16 protein-coding genes and 1 pseudogene are annotated in these 15,468 nt (G+C 68.5%); 7 read left to right on the top strand and 10 right to left on the bottom strand.

The genetic code is table 11. The features are described 5' to 3' along the window. From AWC16_RS00240 to dtd, 3 genes are all read right to left on the bottom strand, one after another. The coding region (locus tag AWC16_RS00240; protein WP_207572221.1) for a hypothetical protein at positions 1-197 on the bottom strand (197 nt) is incomplete at its 3' end. A 99-nt stretch (positions 198-296) separates the two neighbouring features. After that, the gene (locus AWC16_RS00235; RefSeq protein WP_085262827.1) at positions 297-725 is read right to left on the bottom strand and encodes a DUF2834 domain-containing protein; all 429 of its coding nucleotides are present in this window, start codon (positions 723-725) and stop codon (positions 297-299) included. A 47-nt stretch (positions 726-772) separates the two neighbouring features. Beyond that, positions 773-1,204: a D-aminoacyl-tRNA deacylase gene (gene dtd / locus AWC16_RS00230; protein ID WP_085262826.1), complete on the bottom strand. Its 432-nt coding sequence runs from the start codon at positions 1,202-1,204 to the stop codon at positions 773-775. A gap of 51 nt (positions 1,205-1,255) precedes the next feature. Here dtd and AWC16_RS00225 point away from each other — a divergent pair, with 51 nt between their 5' ends. Together AWC16_RS00225 and AWC16_RS00220 are read left to right on the top strand one after the other, a co-directional pair. Beyond that, the gene (locus AWC16_RS00225) at positions 1,256-1,582 is read left to right on the top strand and encodes an MTH1187 family thiamine-binding protein (protein ID WP_085262825.1); all 327 of its coding nucleotides are present in this window, start codon (positions 1,256-1,258) and stop codon (positions 1,580-1,582) included. After that, entirely contained in the window at positions 1,579-2,268 is a 690-nt protein-coding gene (locus AWC16_RS00220; protein ID WP_085262824.1) for a DUF6461 domain-containing protein, read from the top strand. The genes AWC16_RS00225 and AWC16_RS00220 overlap by 4 nt, the downstream gene beginning before the upstream one ends. 15 nt (positions 2,269-2,283) lie before the next feature. Here AWC16_RS00220 and AWC16_RS00215 read toward each other — a convergent pair whose 3' ends face one another. From AWC16_RS00215 to AWC16_RS00195, 5 genes are all read right to left on the bottom strand, one after another. Then, positions 2,284-2,937, bottom strand: a complete 654-nt coding sequence (locus AWC16_RS00215; protein WP_085262823.1) for a M15 family metallopeptidase — start codon at positions 2,935-2,937, stop codon at positions 2,284-2,286. Positions 2,938-2,954: 17 nt separating this feature from the next. Beyond that, positions 2,955-3,701 (bottom strand): peroxide stress protein YaaA, encoded by a 747-nt coding sequence (gene yaaA / locus AWC16_RS00210; RefSeq protein ID WP_085262822.1) that lies wholly within the window; start codon positions 3,699-3,701, stop codon positions 2,955-2,957. Further along, the gene (locus AWC16_RS00205) at positions 3,698-4,186 is read right to left on the bottom strand and encodes a phosphatase PAP2 family protein (protein ID WP_234812060.1); all 489 of its coding nucleotides are present in this window, start codon (positions 4,184-4,186) and stop codon (positions 3,698-3,700) included. The genes yaaA and AWC16_RS00205 overlap by 4 nt, the downstream gene beginning before the upstream one ends. A gap of 79 nt (positions 4,187-4,265) precedes the next feature. Then, the gene (locus AWC16_RS00200) at positions 4,266-4,712 is read right to left on the bottom strand and encodes an STAS domain-containing protein (protein WP_085262821.1); all 447 of its coding nucleotides are present in this window, start codon (positions 4,710-4,712) and stop codon (positions 4,266-4,268) included. A 101-nt stretch (positions 4,713-4,813) separates the two neighbouring features. Further along, positions 4,814-6,766, bottom strand: a complete 1,953-nt coding sequence (locus tag AWC16_RS00195) for a neutral/alkaline ceramidase (RefSeq protein ID WP_085262820.1) — start codon at positions 6,764-6,766, stop codon at positions 4,814-4,816. 166 nt (positions 6,767-6,932) lie between these two features. Here AWC16_RS00195 and AWC16_RS00190 point away from each other — a divergent pair, with 166 nt between their 5' ends. Both AWC16_RS00190 and AWC16_RS00185 read left to right on the top strand, forming a co-directional pair. Beyond that, positions 6,933-8,204: an acyltransferase family protein gene (locus AWC16_RS00190; RefSeq protein ID WP_085262819.1), complete on the top strand. Its 1,272-nt coding sequence runs from the start codon at positions 6,933-6,935 to the stop codon at positions 8,202-8,204. 21 nt (positions 8,205-8,225) lie between these two features. Further along, positions 8,226-8,939: an Rv0518 family GDSL lipase gene (locus tag AWC16_RS00185; RefSeq protein WP_085262818.1), complete on the top strand. Its 714-nt coding sequence runs from the start codon at positions 8,226-8,228 to the stop codon at positions 8,937-8,939. A gap of 12 nt (positions 8,940-8,951) precedes the next feature. Here AWC16_RS00185 and AWC16_RS00180 read toward each other — a convergent pair. Next, a pseudogene (locus AWC16_RS00180) lies at positions 8,952-9,916 on the bottom strand (GlxA family transcriptional regulator). 128 nt (positions 9,917-10,044) lie between these two features. Between AWC16_RS00180 and AWC16_RS00175 the strand changes: the two are divergent. Further along, entirely contained in the window at positions 10,045-10,692 is a 648-nt protein-coding gene (locus AWC16_RS00175; protein WP_085262817.1) for an HD domain-containing protein, read from the top strand. Positions 10,693-10,712: 20 nt separating this feature from the next. Here AWC16_RS00175 and aceA read toward each other — a convergent pair whose 3' ends face one another. Then, positions 10,713-13,013 carry an isocitrate lyase ICL2 gene (gene aceA / locus AWC16_RS00170; RefSeq protein WP_085262816.1) on the bottom strand — a complete coding sequence of 767 codons (2,301 nt, stop codon included), beginning with the start codon at positions 13,011-13,013 and terminating at the stop codon, positions 10,713-10,715. A 173-nt stretch (positions 13,014-13,186) separates the two neighbouring features. Here aceA and AWC16_RS00165 point away from each other — a divergent pair, with 173 nt between their 5' ends. After that, positions 13,187-13,567, top strand: coding sequence for a hypothetical protein (locus tag AWC16_RS00165; RefSeq protein WP_234812059.1), 381 nt, complete (start codon positions 13,187-13,189; stop codon positions 13,565-13,567). A 51-nt stretch (positions 13,568-13,618) separates the two neighbouring features. Next, entirely contained in the window at positions 13,619-15,451 is a 1,833-nt protein-coding gene (locus tag AWC16_RS00160; protein ID WP_085262814.1) for a fatty acyl-AMP ligase, read from the top strand. Positions 15,452-15,468 lie beyond the last annotated feature (17 nt).

Raw genomic sequence — 15,468 nt, 5'->3', positions numbered from 1 at the left:
GGGATGGTCTCGTAGGTGATCGAGATGTTCGGGGTGGCACCGACCGGCCCGGAGGGGCCGGGCAGCACCTTGTTCCACTTGGTGCCGTCCCAGATGTAGACCAGGGACTTGGTGGGATTGTCCTTGTCGTCGACCAGCCACACCCCGTGGTTCTTCTTCGTCTCGTCCCAGTCGGGTAGCAGGGTGGTGGCGTCCAATTTCCCTGCCGTATATCCAGCCCCTAAGAGCCGTCGAAAGTTCGATGTGCAACCAAAGGCACATCAGGGGTAGATAGTCGAGGAATTGGGGCGCGAACGCTACCGGGTATCGACCCACAGGGTGGCTCCGGCCACCACCAGGGTGAGTGCGGTTAGCAAGGCCGTGTCAACAGCACTCAACCGCGGGGTCGCCGACCCTTCGGCCGCCAACCGCCGTTCGCGGGCGATCAGGAACAACGGGAAGGTCACGCTGATCGCGATGAGGAATGCACCGGCGATGTAGGCCCAGACGAACGGCACGTTGTGTCTGCGCGCTTCCAGGACCATCAGGAACACTGCCGCCAATAACAACAGCAGGATGTCGGCGGTGATCGAGCGCGAGGCGGGCGTGACCGCGGTGTCCGGCAGGAACCGGGACAGCGGTCGGTCGCCTCCGTTGTAGGCGAGGTTCTGGCTCCAGGTGGCGACCAACGCGGCGAGGGCAATCGCGGCGTAGATGGCGCAGCGGATCTTGGCGGCTTTGTCCATGCGGGCCACGCTAATGTCCCGGGCCCGGCCGGCACGGCGGTTTCGGCTCAGAGCTCCAGCAGCACGGTCACCGGACCGTCGTTGACCAACTCCACCTGCATGTGCGCCCCGAACTGCCCGGTCGCCACCTGGGCGCCCAGGCGCCGCAGTGCGTCGGCGAACTCGGTGACCAGCGGCTCGGCGACGGCAGCCGGTGCGGCGGCGTTCCAGGACGGGCGCCGGCCCTTGGCGGTGTCGGCGTACAGCGTGAACTGGCTGACCACCAGGATCGGGGCGCCGACATCCGCCGCCGACCGCTGCTCGTCGAGAATGCGTAACTGCCAAAGCTTTTCGGCAAGCCGCTGCGCGGTAGCAGCGTCGTCGGTGTGCGTTACGCCGACCAGAGCGAGCAGGCCCTGCCCGTCCGGTTCGATGGCGCCGACCGTCTCGCCATCGACATCGACTCGAGCCGAGGAGACACGTTGGACCAGAACCCGCACGCCCTGATGCTAGGTACGCTCGCCGTAGCGCCTTCCGGGAGGGGGAGTCAGATGTCAGTGCTGGTCGCGTTCTCCATCACGCCTCTCGGGGTGGGTGAGGGGGTAGGGGAGATCGTCGCGGAAGCGGTCCGGGTGGTTCGCGAGTCGGGTTTACCGAACCGCACCGATTCCATGTTCACCGTCATCGAAAGTGACAGCTGGGCCGAGGCGATGGCCGTGGTGCAGCGGGCGGTGGAAGCGGTGGCCGCCCGATCACCGCGGGTGAGCACCGTGATCAAGGCCGACTGGCGGGCCGGCGCGGTCGATGCGATGACTGCCAAAGTGGAGTCGGTGGAGCGTCATCTGTCAGCGCCCCCGCCGCACAACGCGGGTCTGTGACATTGGCTGCGACAGCCGCCGACTATTCCTGGTGGCGAACCTGGCATCCGGAGTGGGCTGAGGCGCACTGCGTGACCTTGATCAGCGACATCGCCGCCGAGGACGTCATCCGGTCGCTGGGCGCCACGATCAGGGCCTCGGTGCGGGGTATCGACGCGCTCTGTGAACTCGCCGTCGAGCACTGGCCGCAGGGCTACGACCCGTCGCGGGCGGTGATCGGCGTGACCGAGATTGACCGCAGGTGGACGTTGATTGCGGAGATCAATGGCTTTGTCGGGGTGACAGAGCGCCTTATCGGGCCGATGTCCGCCGGCCGAACCATTGTGTCGCACTTCAGCAATATCAACGCAGTGCATCGATTCCACTGGTGGCGCGACGGGCGATTGCTGGTGGATTTCGACTTGCTGTTTCCGGCGGAGCGGTTCGGCGCGGATCCCGCGGCCCTCAGTGATGACATCCGGGAGGTGGGTCTGCCGTTGGAGACCGATCCGGACGACCTTGCCGGAATTGACTTCCACGCAGCGGGTTTCGCGCTCGCCGAGCGCATCACCGAGGTGGCGTGCACCCCGGACCTGTTCGAGCGCAGCGACTTCCTGGTGGCTGATGTTGCGATCCCCAGCGGCGAGGAACAACAGCGCTACGGGGAAGCGCTTCGGGCCACCTGGGGCCATCCAGCAACGTGGTGACCCCCGCCGCCGAATTCAGTTGACGCCGACGTCGAGGATGGGTCGTCCCACGCCGGCGCCCGGTCCGTCGAAGTGCCACCACTCCCCGGGGTAGGGGGCCAGCCCCCCGGTCTTCATCGCCTCGCGCAGGGTGGTTCGTTCGTCGGCGGCCCGCGCACTGATCCCGTCGGCGTACGCCGTGGCGGTCGGCGAGAAATCGTCGAAGTCGGTGCCCATCTCGACTGGCCGCCCCTGCCGGTCGGCGGTCGTCACGTCGACGGAGCGTCCGGTCTCGTGGCTGCGGGCCAGCGAGCCCGGCCGGGCCACCCAGTTCGGGTTCGGCACCACCTCGAACATCCGCACCTGCACGGCATGCGGCCGGTAGCAGTCCCAGAACACCAGTGTGCGGCCCCGGCTGCGCAGGGCGGCGGCCGCCGCCGCCAAACCCGGGGCCAGCGACTCGTGTATCAGGCACCGGGCACCGGCCGGGTACAACTGCTCGCCCACGAAGTTGTTGGGGGTGGCATACCTCAGGTCGATGATCGCGTCGGGCACCGTGCTTCGCACGTCGACGAAGCCGGCCGCGCGGGCCGCCTCGGACAGCGGTGGCACATCTGGTCCAGCGGCAGCCACACCGGTGGCAGTGGCGAGCAGCAGCGCAAGGGCCAGCAGGGGTCGCAGTGTCGGCATCCGCCCATTGTTGCGCCTCACGCGGGAACCACGATCGTCAGTCGGCGGTCATCACGTTCCACCCGCATGCCGGCCCGGCGTGCCGTCGTCGCCACCGCCGCGGCGTCGCCGGGTTCGGACCTGGTGGTGGCCAGTATCCGGGCCAGCCGGCCCTTGTGTGCTTTGTTGAAGTGGCTGACCGAGACCCGGCGACCGTCGGTGTGTTCGGCGACCACATCGACGCGGACGGACCCCGGAATGGCGGCCAGCGCCGCATAGGACCCGGACCTCATGTCCACCACCAGGTCGGTGGCCGCGATCTCGGCCAGCACCGGTTCCAGCACCGGCCGCCACCGTTTGGCCAAGCCGGGCTGCCCGGGCAGCTTGGAGGTCGCCGACAGGCGGTAGGCCGGCACCGGATCCGTCGCCCGCAACAGGCCGAAAAGGGCGGAACCGATGGCCAATCGGGCGGCGGCACGGGCCGCCGCGGCGCCGCGCAGCGACTCGACGTCGAGTGCCTCGTACAGCACTCCGGTGTAGCGGTTGATCGCCGGCGCGGTGGGCGCGGTGCGCAGCGCGGCATTGCGTTCGATCTCGCCGTCCTGGGACGCCGACAAACCCAGCGCGCTGCGGCTGGCCTCCCGGTTCGCGGCCAGACCCACCAGTTCATCGACCAGCTGCGCGCGCAGGTCGGTGAGTTGCGGGGAGCCCAGCGCGTCGAGGCGCAGTGGCTGCCCGTCGCCGCCGGCACGTTTGGTCTCCGACGGAGGGAGCAGCACGATCACAGCGCAGACGTTAACCGAGCCGTTCCACACACCAGCGCGGTGGCGAGCATCGCCGCACCGACGGTGTCGGTGAAGAAGTGGTAGCCGCAGGCCACCAGTCCGACCATGCCCAGGAGACTCAGCACCACCGCGCTGGCCAGTGCCCAGCGCCGGGCCCATTTCGAACTGGCGACCACGACCATCATTCCCAGCACCGCGACCAGCAGCGCGGTATGGCCGCTGGGGTATTCCAGGTAGGGCCCGTTGCGCCGGTCGAAAAAACGCTTGAGCGCCTCGTTGGCGGCGGTGGCGGCGAATGGACAGGCCAGCACCGCAGCGGCCAGCCCCCACTGCCGCCGGTACAGGGCGACCGCCAGGCACGCCACCGACACTGCCAGCAGGACCCAGCCGCTGGTGAAGATCAACAGCCAGCGGGGCTGCTCACCGATGACAGCCTGGGTATTGCGGCTGAACCAACTGTCGATGGATGTCGAGCCACGTCCCACCGCCCAGCCCAAAGCCAGCGTCGCGAGCAGGCCGAGCAGCGGCCACCAGCGCAGGGCGGCGGCCAGGCCCCGATCTATCTCAGGCCGACTTCTGGAACAGCGGCAGCAGCAACTGACGGCGCTGGTCGTTGCCGTCGGCGAGCGCGTGCAGCGCCTGGTCCACCGAGCGTGCCGTCGGGAACATGGCGTCCTCGTCGAAGTCACCGAGCAGTTCGTGCACGGACGGGCTCTCGATGAGGGTCCACTCCACGCCCGCGGCGCGGCAGTCACCGTCGAGGACGCACAACAGCCAGATGCCGGCGGCGGCGAACGAGGTGACCCCGCTCAGGTCGAGGACCAGCGGTTCCTTTGCGAGCACAAAACGCCGGGCGTGTTCGCTGAGCTGGTCCACGTTGGCGGAGTCGATCCGGCCCCGGACCGCGATCACCGTGGCGAGGTGGCGGTAGTGCGCCCTGATCTGTGCACCGCCGCACTCGACGACGGGATTGATCCGAGCTGTGCTCCGTGTGGTGATCTCGCTTGCCATGCCAGCCCCCGCTTCCGATGGTGTGATCGGCGCCGGCGGATGAGCCGACCTCGATGTTTACCGACGTTATGCGGCGAAGTTAAGGTGCGTTGGGCGGCCGATTAACGCTTTGGTGAGATATCGAACGGTTCGGTCGCGCCGCTGAACGCGCTGATCCGCCCATCGCGGTCCCGCGCGTCCCCCTCATAGCGCAGCCGATACCGCCCCGCGGCGGTGTCGTCGGGCACCGTCCAGGTCACGGTGATCGCCGATCCGCGCCGGCCGGTACGCCGCCAACGGAACGTCGTCGACCAGTCGCCGTCGTCGGCGACGGTGCTCCACCCGGTACCGGTCTCGCGCTCCACCCGCAGGTAGGTGCCGCCGTGGTGCAGGTCGTTGTTGGGGTGGGCGCCGGCGAACACCGCCGTGACGGTGGCACCCGGGGGGTACTGGGACAGCGGAGGTTGCAGCACGTCCCCGAACCGCCGGCCGGCGGCCGGCGCATCGGGCTTGGCCCGGCGGCGTGACCGCCTCCGGCGGGAGGGCTCGGCGGGCGGCTTGCCGTCGGGGGCCGGGCGTTGCTCACGCATCGCGGTGGCGAGCTCGGCCGCCACCTGCTGCAACGCCGGCAGCTCCCAGCGGCCGAACAGGGTGCTGCCGCCTTCGTAGCGCTGCTCCTCGTACTCCTCCGGTGTCGTGACGTAGTGCAGGTAGCCGTTGCTGTAACCGGCCACCAGCACGTCGCGCAGCTCGGCGCCGACGATCTCGGCCACGGTGCGGCGCAACCGCAGCCCGGCAACGATGGTGACCTCGGCGGGGATGCCGATCAGATACAGCTGACCGATTCGGAACAGCTGTACCGGACCGCCCTCGGGCATCAGCGACAGCGCCTTGTTCAGCCGGATGCCCGGGCCCACCGCACCCTTGGGCGCGTGCGCCTCCCGCAGCCGGCGGGACAACCGGAAGACCGTGTTGGCGATCAGCCCGTCGATGATGCGGTTGCGGCCCTGCTTGAGCAGCGGGTGCAGCGGGCCGGCCCCCTCATCGGTGCCGGCCAGCGTCGCCGTTCCGGCCATCACGGGGCCGGTGCGATGAGCCCGGCCGTCGCCGGTGAATTCCGGCCGCACCTCGAAGTCAGTCAGGTCGACGTAGGTGGCCAGCGCGTCGAGGCCGCCGCTGATCTCGGTGCCGTGGCCCAGGGTCAGCTCGGTGGCCGCGGTGGCCTGGCGGGCGCCGATGATCCGGGTGTTCTCGAACTCGTCCTCGGTGGGTCCACTGCCGGGGCGGTGGTTGAGGTTCGGCGACATGTCCCCGGCGTTGGTCTGGGCGAAGGCGGCGATGAACTCCGGTGGGCCGGCGGCCAGGTAGTCGACTCCGTGGTCAAGACGCTCGCACTGGTAGGCGGCATATCCCTTGTTGTCACCGCTGATCAAGGTGTTGCGGTTGGTCATGGAAGTGCCGTGGGTGGCGAACCAGTTCACCGCGCCGACCAGCCGGCCGTCACGTTCGATCCGCAGCAGGGTGGTCTGTGGGTCGATCTTGTCCGGGAAATGGGCGCGGTCGGCCTCCGGGTTGCGGGCGAACGCCGACGGTGAGCGGTTGCTGCTCGCGTCATGCAGCCGGCCGACGGCAAGGCTCAGGGCGGCGGGGGCCAGGTCGGCATGAGCGCGCGCGACGGCCTGGCAGATCCCGTCGACGATCGCGGCGAACGTCTGGGGGCGGAACCCGCTGGTGTTGGAGTTGTAGAGCCGGTGATCGGAGTAACCGCCCGGGCCGCAATGGGTGTGCGTCGCGGTCAGCATCACATTGCGGAACGTGTACGCCTCGCCGTAGTCGGCGGCCAGGCGCCCGAGCACCTCGTGGTGGATGCTTTCCAGCAGCAGCGGGATCTCGCAGACCACCAGCAGCAGCCGGGTCTCGGTGGCGGTGTCGGCGAACACGAAAGCCCGCGCACGCAGCCGGTTGTGCAGGCCGCTGGTCTGCTGGGAAGCGACCCCGTAGCCGAGCATTCCGCACTCGGCCGGTTCGCCGGTGATGTCGGCGATCCCGCGGCCCACCTGATATTCGTCTGGCATCGCATCAGTATCACCGGTTCATGCGGCGGTCCCAGCTTCGGCTCTCCTGCGTCGAGCCTCGCTGAACCGCCGGGCGTGGTCGCTCGCCGTCGCTCAGACCCGCTCGCTACGCTGTCCCCGCGACAAAGGCAGTCAAGACAGCAGAGCCCACCGGCGAAAGAGTGTTGTGCGCAGCGGAGAGATCAAGGCCCTGACCGGGCTTCGCATCATCGCCGCGGTATGGGTGGTGCTGTTCCACTTCCGGCCGTTGCTGAGGTTGGCGTCGCCGACGCTGAGTGACGCGCTCGCCCCGGTGCTCGACCGCGGGGCCCAGGGCGTCGATCTGTTCTTCATCCTCAGTGGTTTCGTGTTGACCTGGAACTATCTGGAGCGAATGGGGGAGACGTTCTCCGCGCGCGCCACCGTGCATTTCCTGTGGCTGCGGCTGGCGCGGGTCTGGCCGATCTACCTGGTCACGATGCACCTGGCGCTGCTGTGGGTGATCTTCACCCTGCACGTCGGCCATGTCCCGACCGAGGACCTGAGCCGGATCACCGCGATCAGCTACGTGCGCCAGGTTCTGTTGGTGCAGCTGTGGTTCGAGCCGTTCTTCGACGGGTCGAGTTGGGACGGGCCGGCCTGGTCCATCAGCGCTGAATGGCTGGCCTACCTGTTGTTCGCCGTGATGGTGCTGGCGGTCTATCGGATGATGCGGGTGACGTCGGCGCGGGGGCTGGCCGTACTGGCGATCATCGCCTCGCTCCCGCCACTGCTGCTGTTGCTGGCGACCGGCCAGTTCTACACCCCGTGGAGCTGGTTGCCGCGCATCGTCATGCAGTTCACCGCGGGCGCGCTGGCCTGCGCCGCGGTGCGCAAGCTAGCACCCCTCGACCGTGCCCGCCGTGCCGCGGGATACTCGTCGGCGCTGCTGATCGTCGCGATCATCGGCATCCTCTACTACTTCGACGCGCATCCGATCTCCGGCCTCTACGACAGCGGCGGCCTGGTGGACGTGTTGTTCGTGCCGCTGGTGATGGCGCTGGCGGTCGGCATCGGCAGCCTGCCCGCGCTGCTGTCCACCCGAGTGATGGTCTACGGCGGCCAGATCTCGTTCTGCCTGTACATGGTCCACGAACTGGTGCACACCTCCTGGAATTGGGCCGCACTGCAATTCGAGATCGTGCTCGATGAAGGTGCCACCGCAGCCAAGTGGATGGTGGTGGGTCTGTTGGCGGCGGCGACGTTGTTGTCGATCCTGCTGTTCCACAGCGTTGAGGAGCCCGGGCGGCACTGGATGCGCAAGATGATCGGTGCCCGGGCCGAGTCAGCGCAGGTCGGGCCGTCCGAGGACCCGCTGGCCCTCAACCCGGACGACCCGGTCGACTCCGACGGTCCGGACGACCCGGATGATGAAGCCCTGAATGAACGTACGGAGGCGGTTCCGGTCAGTGTGCGCTGAAGCCGTTGGGGGAGGTGATCGGTGAGCCGGGTGATGACGTTCGCCGTGTCGTTGGTGGCCGTCGTGGTCGGGGTCGTTGTCGGGACCGGCTATCTGTCCCGTGATCACGAGCCGACGCGCCACTACGCGACGGTGCCGCTGAGTGCGTCGCCGAACCGGATCGCGGTGATCGGTGATTCCTATACCGCGGGCTTCGAAAACACCGGCCGCGGTGCGGCGAACTGGACCGAGCGGGCGTGGCAGACCCTGGCCGGGCGCGGGGTGTACGTCAGAGCCGACGTGGCGGCCGAGGGCGGCGCCGGTTACGGCGTACGTGGCAACCACGGTGGGCTGTTCGGGGATCTGACATCCCGTGCGGTGCAGGGCGACGACGCGCTGGTGGTGTTCTTCGGCTCCCGTAACGACCAGGACGCCGACCCGGGCCAATTGGGCCGCTTGGTCGCCGATACCCTGGGTCTGGCCCGCCGGATCGCCCCGGGGGCGCGGATTCTGGTGATCGGGCCGCCGTGGCCCATCGCCGACGTGCCGGTCGACATTTGGCGTATCCGCGATGTCCTCAGTGCCGAGGCGCGGGTCGTGGGCGCGGAGTTCGTCGATCCGCTCGCCGAGGGCTGGTTCGTCGGGCGGCCGGATCTGATCGGCCCGGACGGGGTGCACCCCAGCGATGCCGGTCACGCCTACATGGCCGACAAGATCGTGCCGCTGATCGCCGGCCAGTTGCCAAAACGGACCTGATCGACGTTCGAGTCACCGCCGCGCGGCGGTGTGAAACCTGTCCCGGTACGCCTTCGGTGAAATGCCGAGGTGGTTGGCGAACACCCGCCGCAGTGTTTCGGTACTGCCGAAGCCTGCCAGGCGCGCCGTGTCATTGACGCTGTGGCCGGCGTCGAGGGCGGCGCGGGCGATATCGATCCGGACGGACTCCACATAGCGCGCGGGGGTGGTTCCGAGTTCGGTGTGAAACAGGCGGGTCAGCTGGCGGGTACTGACCGATGCCTGTGCCGCAAGCGTTTTCACGCTGTGTTCGGCGCCGGGATCGGCTGCGATCGAATCGAGAACGTTCCGCAGCGCGGACCCGGCCGGGGGTCGGTTTCAACCAGGACCGAGAACTGCGATTGGCCGCCCGCGCGTTTGAGGTACACCACCAGGGAGCGGGCGACTTCGCGGGCCATCTCGGTGCCGTAGTCCTGCTCGACCAGTGCCAGCGCCAAGTCGATGCCCGACGACACTCCTGCCGAGGTGAAGAGCGCGCCGTCGCGGACGAAGATGGCATCCGGCTCGACATCGATGTCCGGGAAGGCCCGGGCCAGCCGCCCGGCGTGGCGCCAATGAGTGGTCGCCCGGCGGCCGCTGAGCAGACCGGCCCGGGCCAGGATGAACGCGCCGGTGCATACCGACGCCAGCCGCCGGGTGCGGTCGGCCACCGACTTCAACGCCTCCACCAGGTCGGGATCGATCGGCCGGCCGACCAGTTCGTCACCGCCTGCCACCATCACCGTGTCGGCGGACTCGAGGGACGAAATGCGATCGCTGACAGCAAACGGGATTCCGACCGACGTCCGCACCGCCTGACCGTCCACTGAGGCGACCATGAGGCGATAGTCGGCGCCGAATCGGTTGGCCTCGGCGAACACTTCCGCCGGGCCGGCGACGTCCAACAGTTTCACGCCGTCGAAAACGACGAGCACCACGGTCCGCGATGGCACCGGCATGGAGCCAATGCTGCCAGGCGTTGATCGCGTGTCGCAATCTGTGGGAACTACGGCAGATCAGCCACGGTCGGTTCGCCCGTCGATCGACCAGGCTGGGTGGTGACACGCTGTAGGAAGGAGTCAGACCAGTGACCAGAGCGGTTGACACCATTGCCGGTGTCGCGATTCCCGACACCCCCTTGGTACGCGAGACCACCGAGTTCATCCGTGACGTCGAAGACGACCTGTTGTTTCACCACTCCCGCCGGGTGTTCTTCTTCGGTGCGCTGCAGGGGCGCCGGCGCGGACTGAGCTTCGACGCGGAACTGCTGTACGTGGGCGCGATGTTTCACGACCTCGGCTTGACCGAGCGCTACCTCGGCTCGGATCTGCGCTTTGAGGTCGACGGCGCCAACGCCGCACACGACTTCCTACGCCGGCGCGGCGTCGACGAATCCGGCGCCGGCAAGGTGTGGTTGGGCATCGCCCTGCACACCACCCCGGGGATCCCGGAATTCCTCGGCCCGGAGGTCGCGTTGGTGACCGCCGGCGTCGAGACCGACGTCCTGGGCGTCGGCCGCGACGCCCTACCCGCGGACCTGGTTGCCGCGGTGACCGCCGCGCATCCGCGGCCCGACTTCAAGCGGCGCATCCTGCGCGCCTTCACCGAAGGGGTCAAACACCGCCCGGACAGCACCTTCGGCACCGTGAACGCCGACGTGCTCGCGCACTACGACCCGTCGTTCGTACGTCGCGACTTCGTCGAGACCATCCTGGGCAACAGCTGGCCGGAGTAGCCGGGTTCGCCCGGAGGGGTTCAGTCCTCTTTGCCGATCAGCTTGCGCAGCGCCACCCGGTCCGACGCCAGCAGTTCGTCGATGCGCGGCTGGTTCACGTCCGCGACGATGATCTCGCCGACCTCCTGGTTGACGCTGCTGAAGATGCCGTGCCCCTTCATCTTCTCGGTCTGATACAGGTTGTCCTGGGTGGGCGTGACGTAGTGCACCGCGGCGGCTTTGAACCGGTGGATCAGCCACAAGTGGGTCAGGTCCATCAGGCGCTTCTGCCGGAGCTTCTCGGCGAAGGTGTTCTGGTCGCGCACCGTCAGGATGCTGCGGCCGTGCCGGTCCTTGATCGGGTCGACGATCACGTTGGCGAGCTTCTCGTCGTCGTCGCCGTAGATTCCGAGTTCCAGCACGTCGGATCCGGGCCGGGTCGGGCGCAGCCGCACCCGCAGGTTCTCACTGAGCTGATAGTGCTCTGCCCACAACGCGAGCCATTCCTCCAGCAGCTTCTTGGGCACCTCGGTCTGCACAAGGTGCTGGTGCTGGGTGGAGCCGGCGCCCATCGCCTTGGTGGTGGCGGTGCGGCCGGACGATGCGGCCAGCGCAGCATCGCTGCGCGGGCCGCCGACCAGGGTCTGCGGCGTGCGGTAGGGCGATTCCACCAGCCGCATCTTGCGCTGCAGGCGGGCCAGCGCCAGCATGCCGTCCTGCAGCAGGGTGGCCGCGAACTCCTCGGAGGCCACACCGTCGACCTGGTGGCCGCCGTAGGTGATGAAGTTGAATACGAAGCCCATCTTGCCGAGTTCGGCGGGGAAGGCCCGCATCTGCTCATCGGTCATGCCGGTGGTGTCCCAGTTGAACGAGGGGGACAGGTTGTAGGCCAGCATCTGATCGGGGTACTCGGCGTGGATCGCCTCGGCGAATTCGCGGGCATCGTCGAGGTCGGCGGTCTTGGTCTCCATCCACAGCAGATCGGCGAAGGGAGCCGCGGCCAGTGACTTGGCGATCGCATACGGAATGCCGCCGCGCACCTGGAAGTAGCCTTCGGGGGTCTTGGCCCGTTCGCAGTCCCAGCCGGGGTCGGCGTTGAGCTCTGCGGCCTTCTGCCGGGCGGTGTAAAGCGGTGCCCGGGCGGAGAATTCCCGCCACTGCGCGGCGCTCATGTCCTTCGGCTCGCCTTCCCGTTCGGCGAACTCCAGCATCTCGGCGACGGCTTCCCCGAACGTCATCAGTCCGGCGTCGTTCTGCCACGCCTCGACGAACGTCGACTCGATCTCGTCGAAGAGTCCGTCCACGGATCGCCGCCCGTCGCCGCGCCGGTCTTCGGCGGCCTTGGTGATCAGCGCGGTGATCCCGTTGCGTTCCAGCCAGGCGTCGGCGGCGGCGTACTCGCCCTCGGGCAGGGCGTAGAGCAGGTGACCGTTGATCTCGGTGATCCCGGAGTTGTAGAACTGCCGCGTCATCGCCAGGAAACAGGCCTTGTAGGACGGGATCTTCAAGTTGGTGGTGCCCAGGATGAACGGCTGGTCACGTTCGTCGCCGCGGCTCTCCACCAGGTTGGCCGCCTCGGCGTCGGTGCGCGCGACGATGATGCCGGGCACACCCATCAGGTCCAACTGGAACCGGGCGGTGTTGAGCCGCTTGATCTGTTCGTCGGAGGGCACCAGCACCTTGCCGCCCTGGTGGCCGCACTTCTTAGTGCCGGGGCGCTGGTCCTCGATGTGGTAGCCGGGGACACCGGCCTCCACGAAACGCCGGATCAGGTTGCGCACGTGCGGATCACCGCCGTGGCCGGTGTCGGCGTCGGCGATGATGAACGGCCGGTAGTCCACGGCAGGCGTGGCGGCGCGCTGCTCCTCGGTCATCTGCAGGCGCAGGTACTGCTGGTTGCGGTCGGCGGTGAGCAGGGCACGCACCAGCCCGGACGCCTCGTCGGGCACCTGACTGAGCGGGTAGCTGGCCAGGTCGGGCCCCGGGTCCTCGGTGATCGACCCCTTCGCCGAGGTGGCCCAGCCGCCCAGGTAGATGCCCTCGATGCCGACTCGCTTCATCACCACCGCCTGGCCGGGCGAGTACGGGCCGAAGGTGGTGATGCTCTTCTTGGCGGCGAACAGCTCGCGCAGTCGCGCGTAGAACGCGGTCGCCGCTTCGCGCGCCACGATGTAGTCGGCGGGGATGGTGCCGCGCTGTTCGACGACTTGGCGGGCGGAGTAGAGACGGGTGATGCCTTTGAAACGCGGGCTGTCGAAGTACCGCTGGGTGGCCTCGACGGCGGCGTCGACGTCGGGCGCGACCGGTGCGCTTGCCGCCCCGTTCGTCTCTATGGTCGTCATGGAATTTCGCTCCTGCTCGACGGGTTTGGACGCGTGCTCCTTCCCCGTATTGTGCCGCCGCACGCTGAGCGATAGTTCGGTTTTGCCTACATCTTCGGCACGCCTGCGGCGGCGCCGCGAAACTTGGGCGAACCCTACGGATTCGCGGGCAGAGGTGGCTAAGCTGGGGCGCTATGACGGCCCGGTCAGACCGGTGGGGAAGCCCCCGAGGACAGCCGCCGCAGCGTGTCATCACGGCCGGCCGGCCGGTCGGTCGCTGGGCGGCCCGCCGGATGAGCCGGCGCTTCGCCGGTGTCGGTGTTCAGATTCCGCCCGCCCGGCTGCGCGAGATGTCAGCGGGTGCTCCATTGGCGTCGGCGGAGTCGGTCGACTACGCCTTCGCGCTCGCCGCGACCGAGATCAAGCAGGAACAGCGACTGGCTCGGGCGCAGCGCAGCCGGCGGCGTCTGATCGACGCACTCATTGTGATGGGCCTGATGATCGCCGCGCTGAACCTGCTGATCTGCATGGGCTACCTGTTCATCAGCCTGGCTCTGCGCGAACCGGCCATGTGAGCCGCTGTCCAGCGAACTCCCTTGCGGTAGTCGGCACTTAGACTTCCGGGCATGGAGAGCCCGCAGCACACGGCCGCCCTCAAGGGCCTGGTCCAGATCGAGGAGTGCCTGGATTCGGAGGGCGGCATCGTCCTGCCGCCGGGTGAGACCCTCATCTCGCTGATCGACCGCAACATCGCCAACGTCGGGGACGCCGTGGCATTCCGCTACCTCGACTACGCCGGGCCCATCGAGGGCCGCGCGGTGGAACTGACCTGGACGCAACTCGGTGAGCGGCTGCGCGCCATCGGCGCCGGGCTGCAGCGTGTCACCTCCCGCGGCGACCGGGTGGCGATCCTGGCGCCGCAGGGACTCGACTACGTCGCCGGGTTCTATGCGGCACTCAAGTGCGGAACCGTCGCGGTGCCGCTGTTCGCCCCCGAGCTGCCCGGGCACGCCGAGCGGCTCGACACCGCGATGCGCGACTCCACCCCGGCTGTGGTTCTGACCACCGCAGCGGTGCGGCACATCGTCGAGGAATTCCTGCGCAAGCTGCCCGGGCAGTTGCGGCCCCACGTCGTCGTCATCGACGAGATACCGGACTCGGCGGGCGAGGCCTTCGTGCCCGTCGACATCGATTGGGACGGGGTGTCGCACCTGCAATACACCTCGGGCACCACGCGGCCGCCGGTCGGCGTGCAGGTCACCCACCGAGCGGTGGGCACCAACCTGTTGCAGATGATCCTGTCGATCGACATGCTGGACCGAAATACGCACGGGCTCAGCTGGTTACCGCTTTACCACGACATGGGCCTGTCGATGATCGGTTTTCCGGCGGTCTACGGTGGGCATTCCACGCTGCTCTCGCCGACGGCGTTCATCCGCCGGCCGCAGCGCTGGATCAGCGCGCTGTCGGATGCCTCGCGGCGCGGCCGCGTGGTCACCGCCGCGCCGAACTTCGCCTATGAGCTGACCGCGGGGCGCGGCCGGCCCGCGTCGGGCGCCGACATCGACCTGTCAAATGTGGTGATGATCATCGGCTCCGAGCCGGTGAGCATGGCGGCGATCACCGCGTTCAACGAGGCTTTCGCGCCGTACGGGTTGCCGCGCACCGCGATCAAACCGTCCTACGGGATCGCCGAGGCCACCCTGTTCGTCGCCACCATCGACCCCGACGCCGAGGCCAGTGTGCTGCACCTGGACCGCGAGCAACTCGGTGCGGGCCGTGCAGTTCCGGTGCCGGCCGACGCTGCGGATGCGGTGGCCCAGGTGTCGTGCGGGCGGGTGGCGCGCAGCCTGTCGGCGGTGATCGTCGATGGCGACACCGGCGCGGAGCTTCCCGACGGTTCCATCGGTGAGATCTGGTTGCACGGCGACAACGTGACCGCCGGCTACTGGGGCCGACCCGACGAAACACGGCGGGTGTTCGGTGCGCGGCTGCGGTCGCGGCTGGCACTGGGCAGTCATGCCGGGAAGGTGCCGGCAGAAGGGGACTGGCTGCGCACCGGCGACCTCGGCTTCTACCTCGAAGGTGAGCTCTACGTGACCGGGCGGACCGTGGATCTGATGGCCATCGGCGGCCGCGGTCACTATCCGCAGGATGTCGAGGCCACGGTCGCACACGCCTCGCCGATGGTCCGCGGCGGTTACGTGGTCGCGTTCGTCGTGCCGGCCGATCCGGTCGACGACCTGGTAATCGTCGCGGAGCGGGCGACCGGCACCGGGCGTCAGGACCCCGCACCGGCGATCGCCGCCATCCGGGCGGAGGTGGCGCGGGTGCACGGGGTGGCCGCCACCGATGTCCGGTTTGTTCCCGCCGGGGCGATCCCGCGCACCACCAGCGGAAAACTCGGACGCACCGCGTGCCGCGAGCAGTATCTGGCGGGCGCATTAGACGGGCACTGACACCGTCGCAGCGCCAC

This window comes from Mycolicibacter longobardus, from assembly GCF_002102265.1.
Lineage (GTDB): Bacteria > Actinomycetota > Actinomycetes > Mycobacteriales > Mycobacteriaceae > Mycobacterium > Mycobacterium longobardum.
Note: the sequence above shows the minus strand (reverse complement) of the source record. Positions and strands in the feature narration are given on the sequence as shown.

Bases quoted from the DNA above. Each gene is read 5' to 3' on its own strand.
- AWC16_RS00225 (WP_085262825.1), top strand. From the start codon at position 1,256: ATGTCAGTGCTGGTCGCGTTCTCCATCACGCCTCTCGGGGTGGGTGAG.
- AWC16_RS00200 (WP_085262821.1), bottom strand. From the start codon at position 4,712: ATGGCAAGCGAGATCACCACACGGAGCACAGCTCGGATCAATCCCGTC.
- AWC16_RS00165 (WP_234812059.1), top strand. From the start codon at position 13,187: ATGACGGCCCGGTCAGACCGGTGGGGAAGCCCCCGAGGACAGCCGCCG.
- AWC16_RS00160 (WP_085262814.1), top strand. From the start codon at position 13,619: ATGGAGAGCCCGCAGCACACGGCCGCCCTCAAGGGCCTGGTCCAGATC.
- AWC16_RS00215 (WP_085262823.1), bottom strand. From the start codon at position 2,937: ATGCCGACACTGCGACCCCTGCTGGCCCTTGCGCTGCTGCTCGCCACT.
- AWC16_RS00235 (WP_085262827.1), bottom strand. From the start codon at position 725: ATGGACAAAGCCGCCAAGATCCGCTGCGCCATCTACGCCGCGATTGCC.
- aceA (WP_085262816.1), bottom strand. From the start codon at position 13,013: ATGACGACCATAGAGACGAACGGGGCGGCAAGCGCACCGGTCGCGCCC.
- AWC16_RS00195 (WP_085262820.1), bottom strand. From the start codon at position 6,766: ATGCCAGACGAATATCAGGTGGGCCGCGGGATCGCCGACATCACCGGC.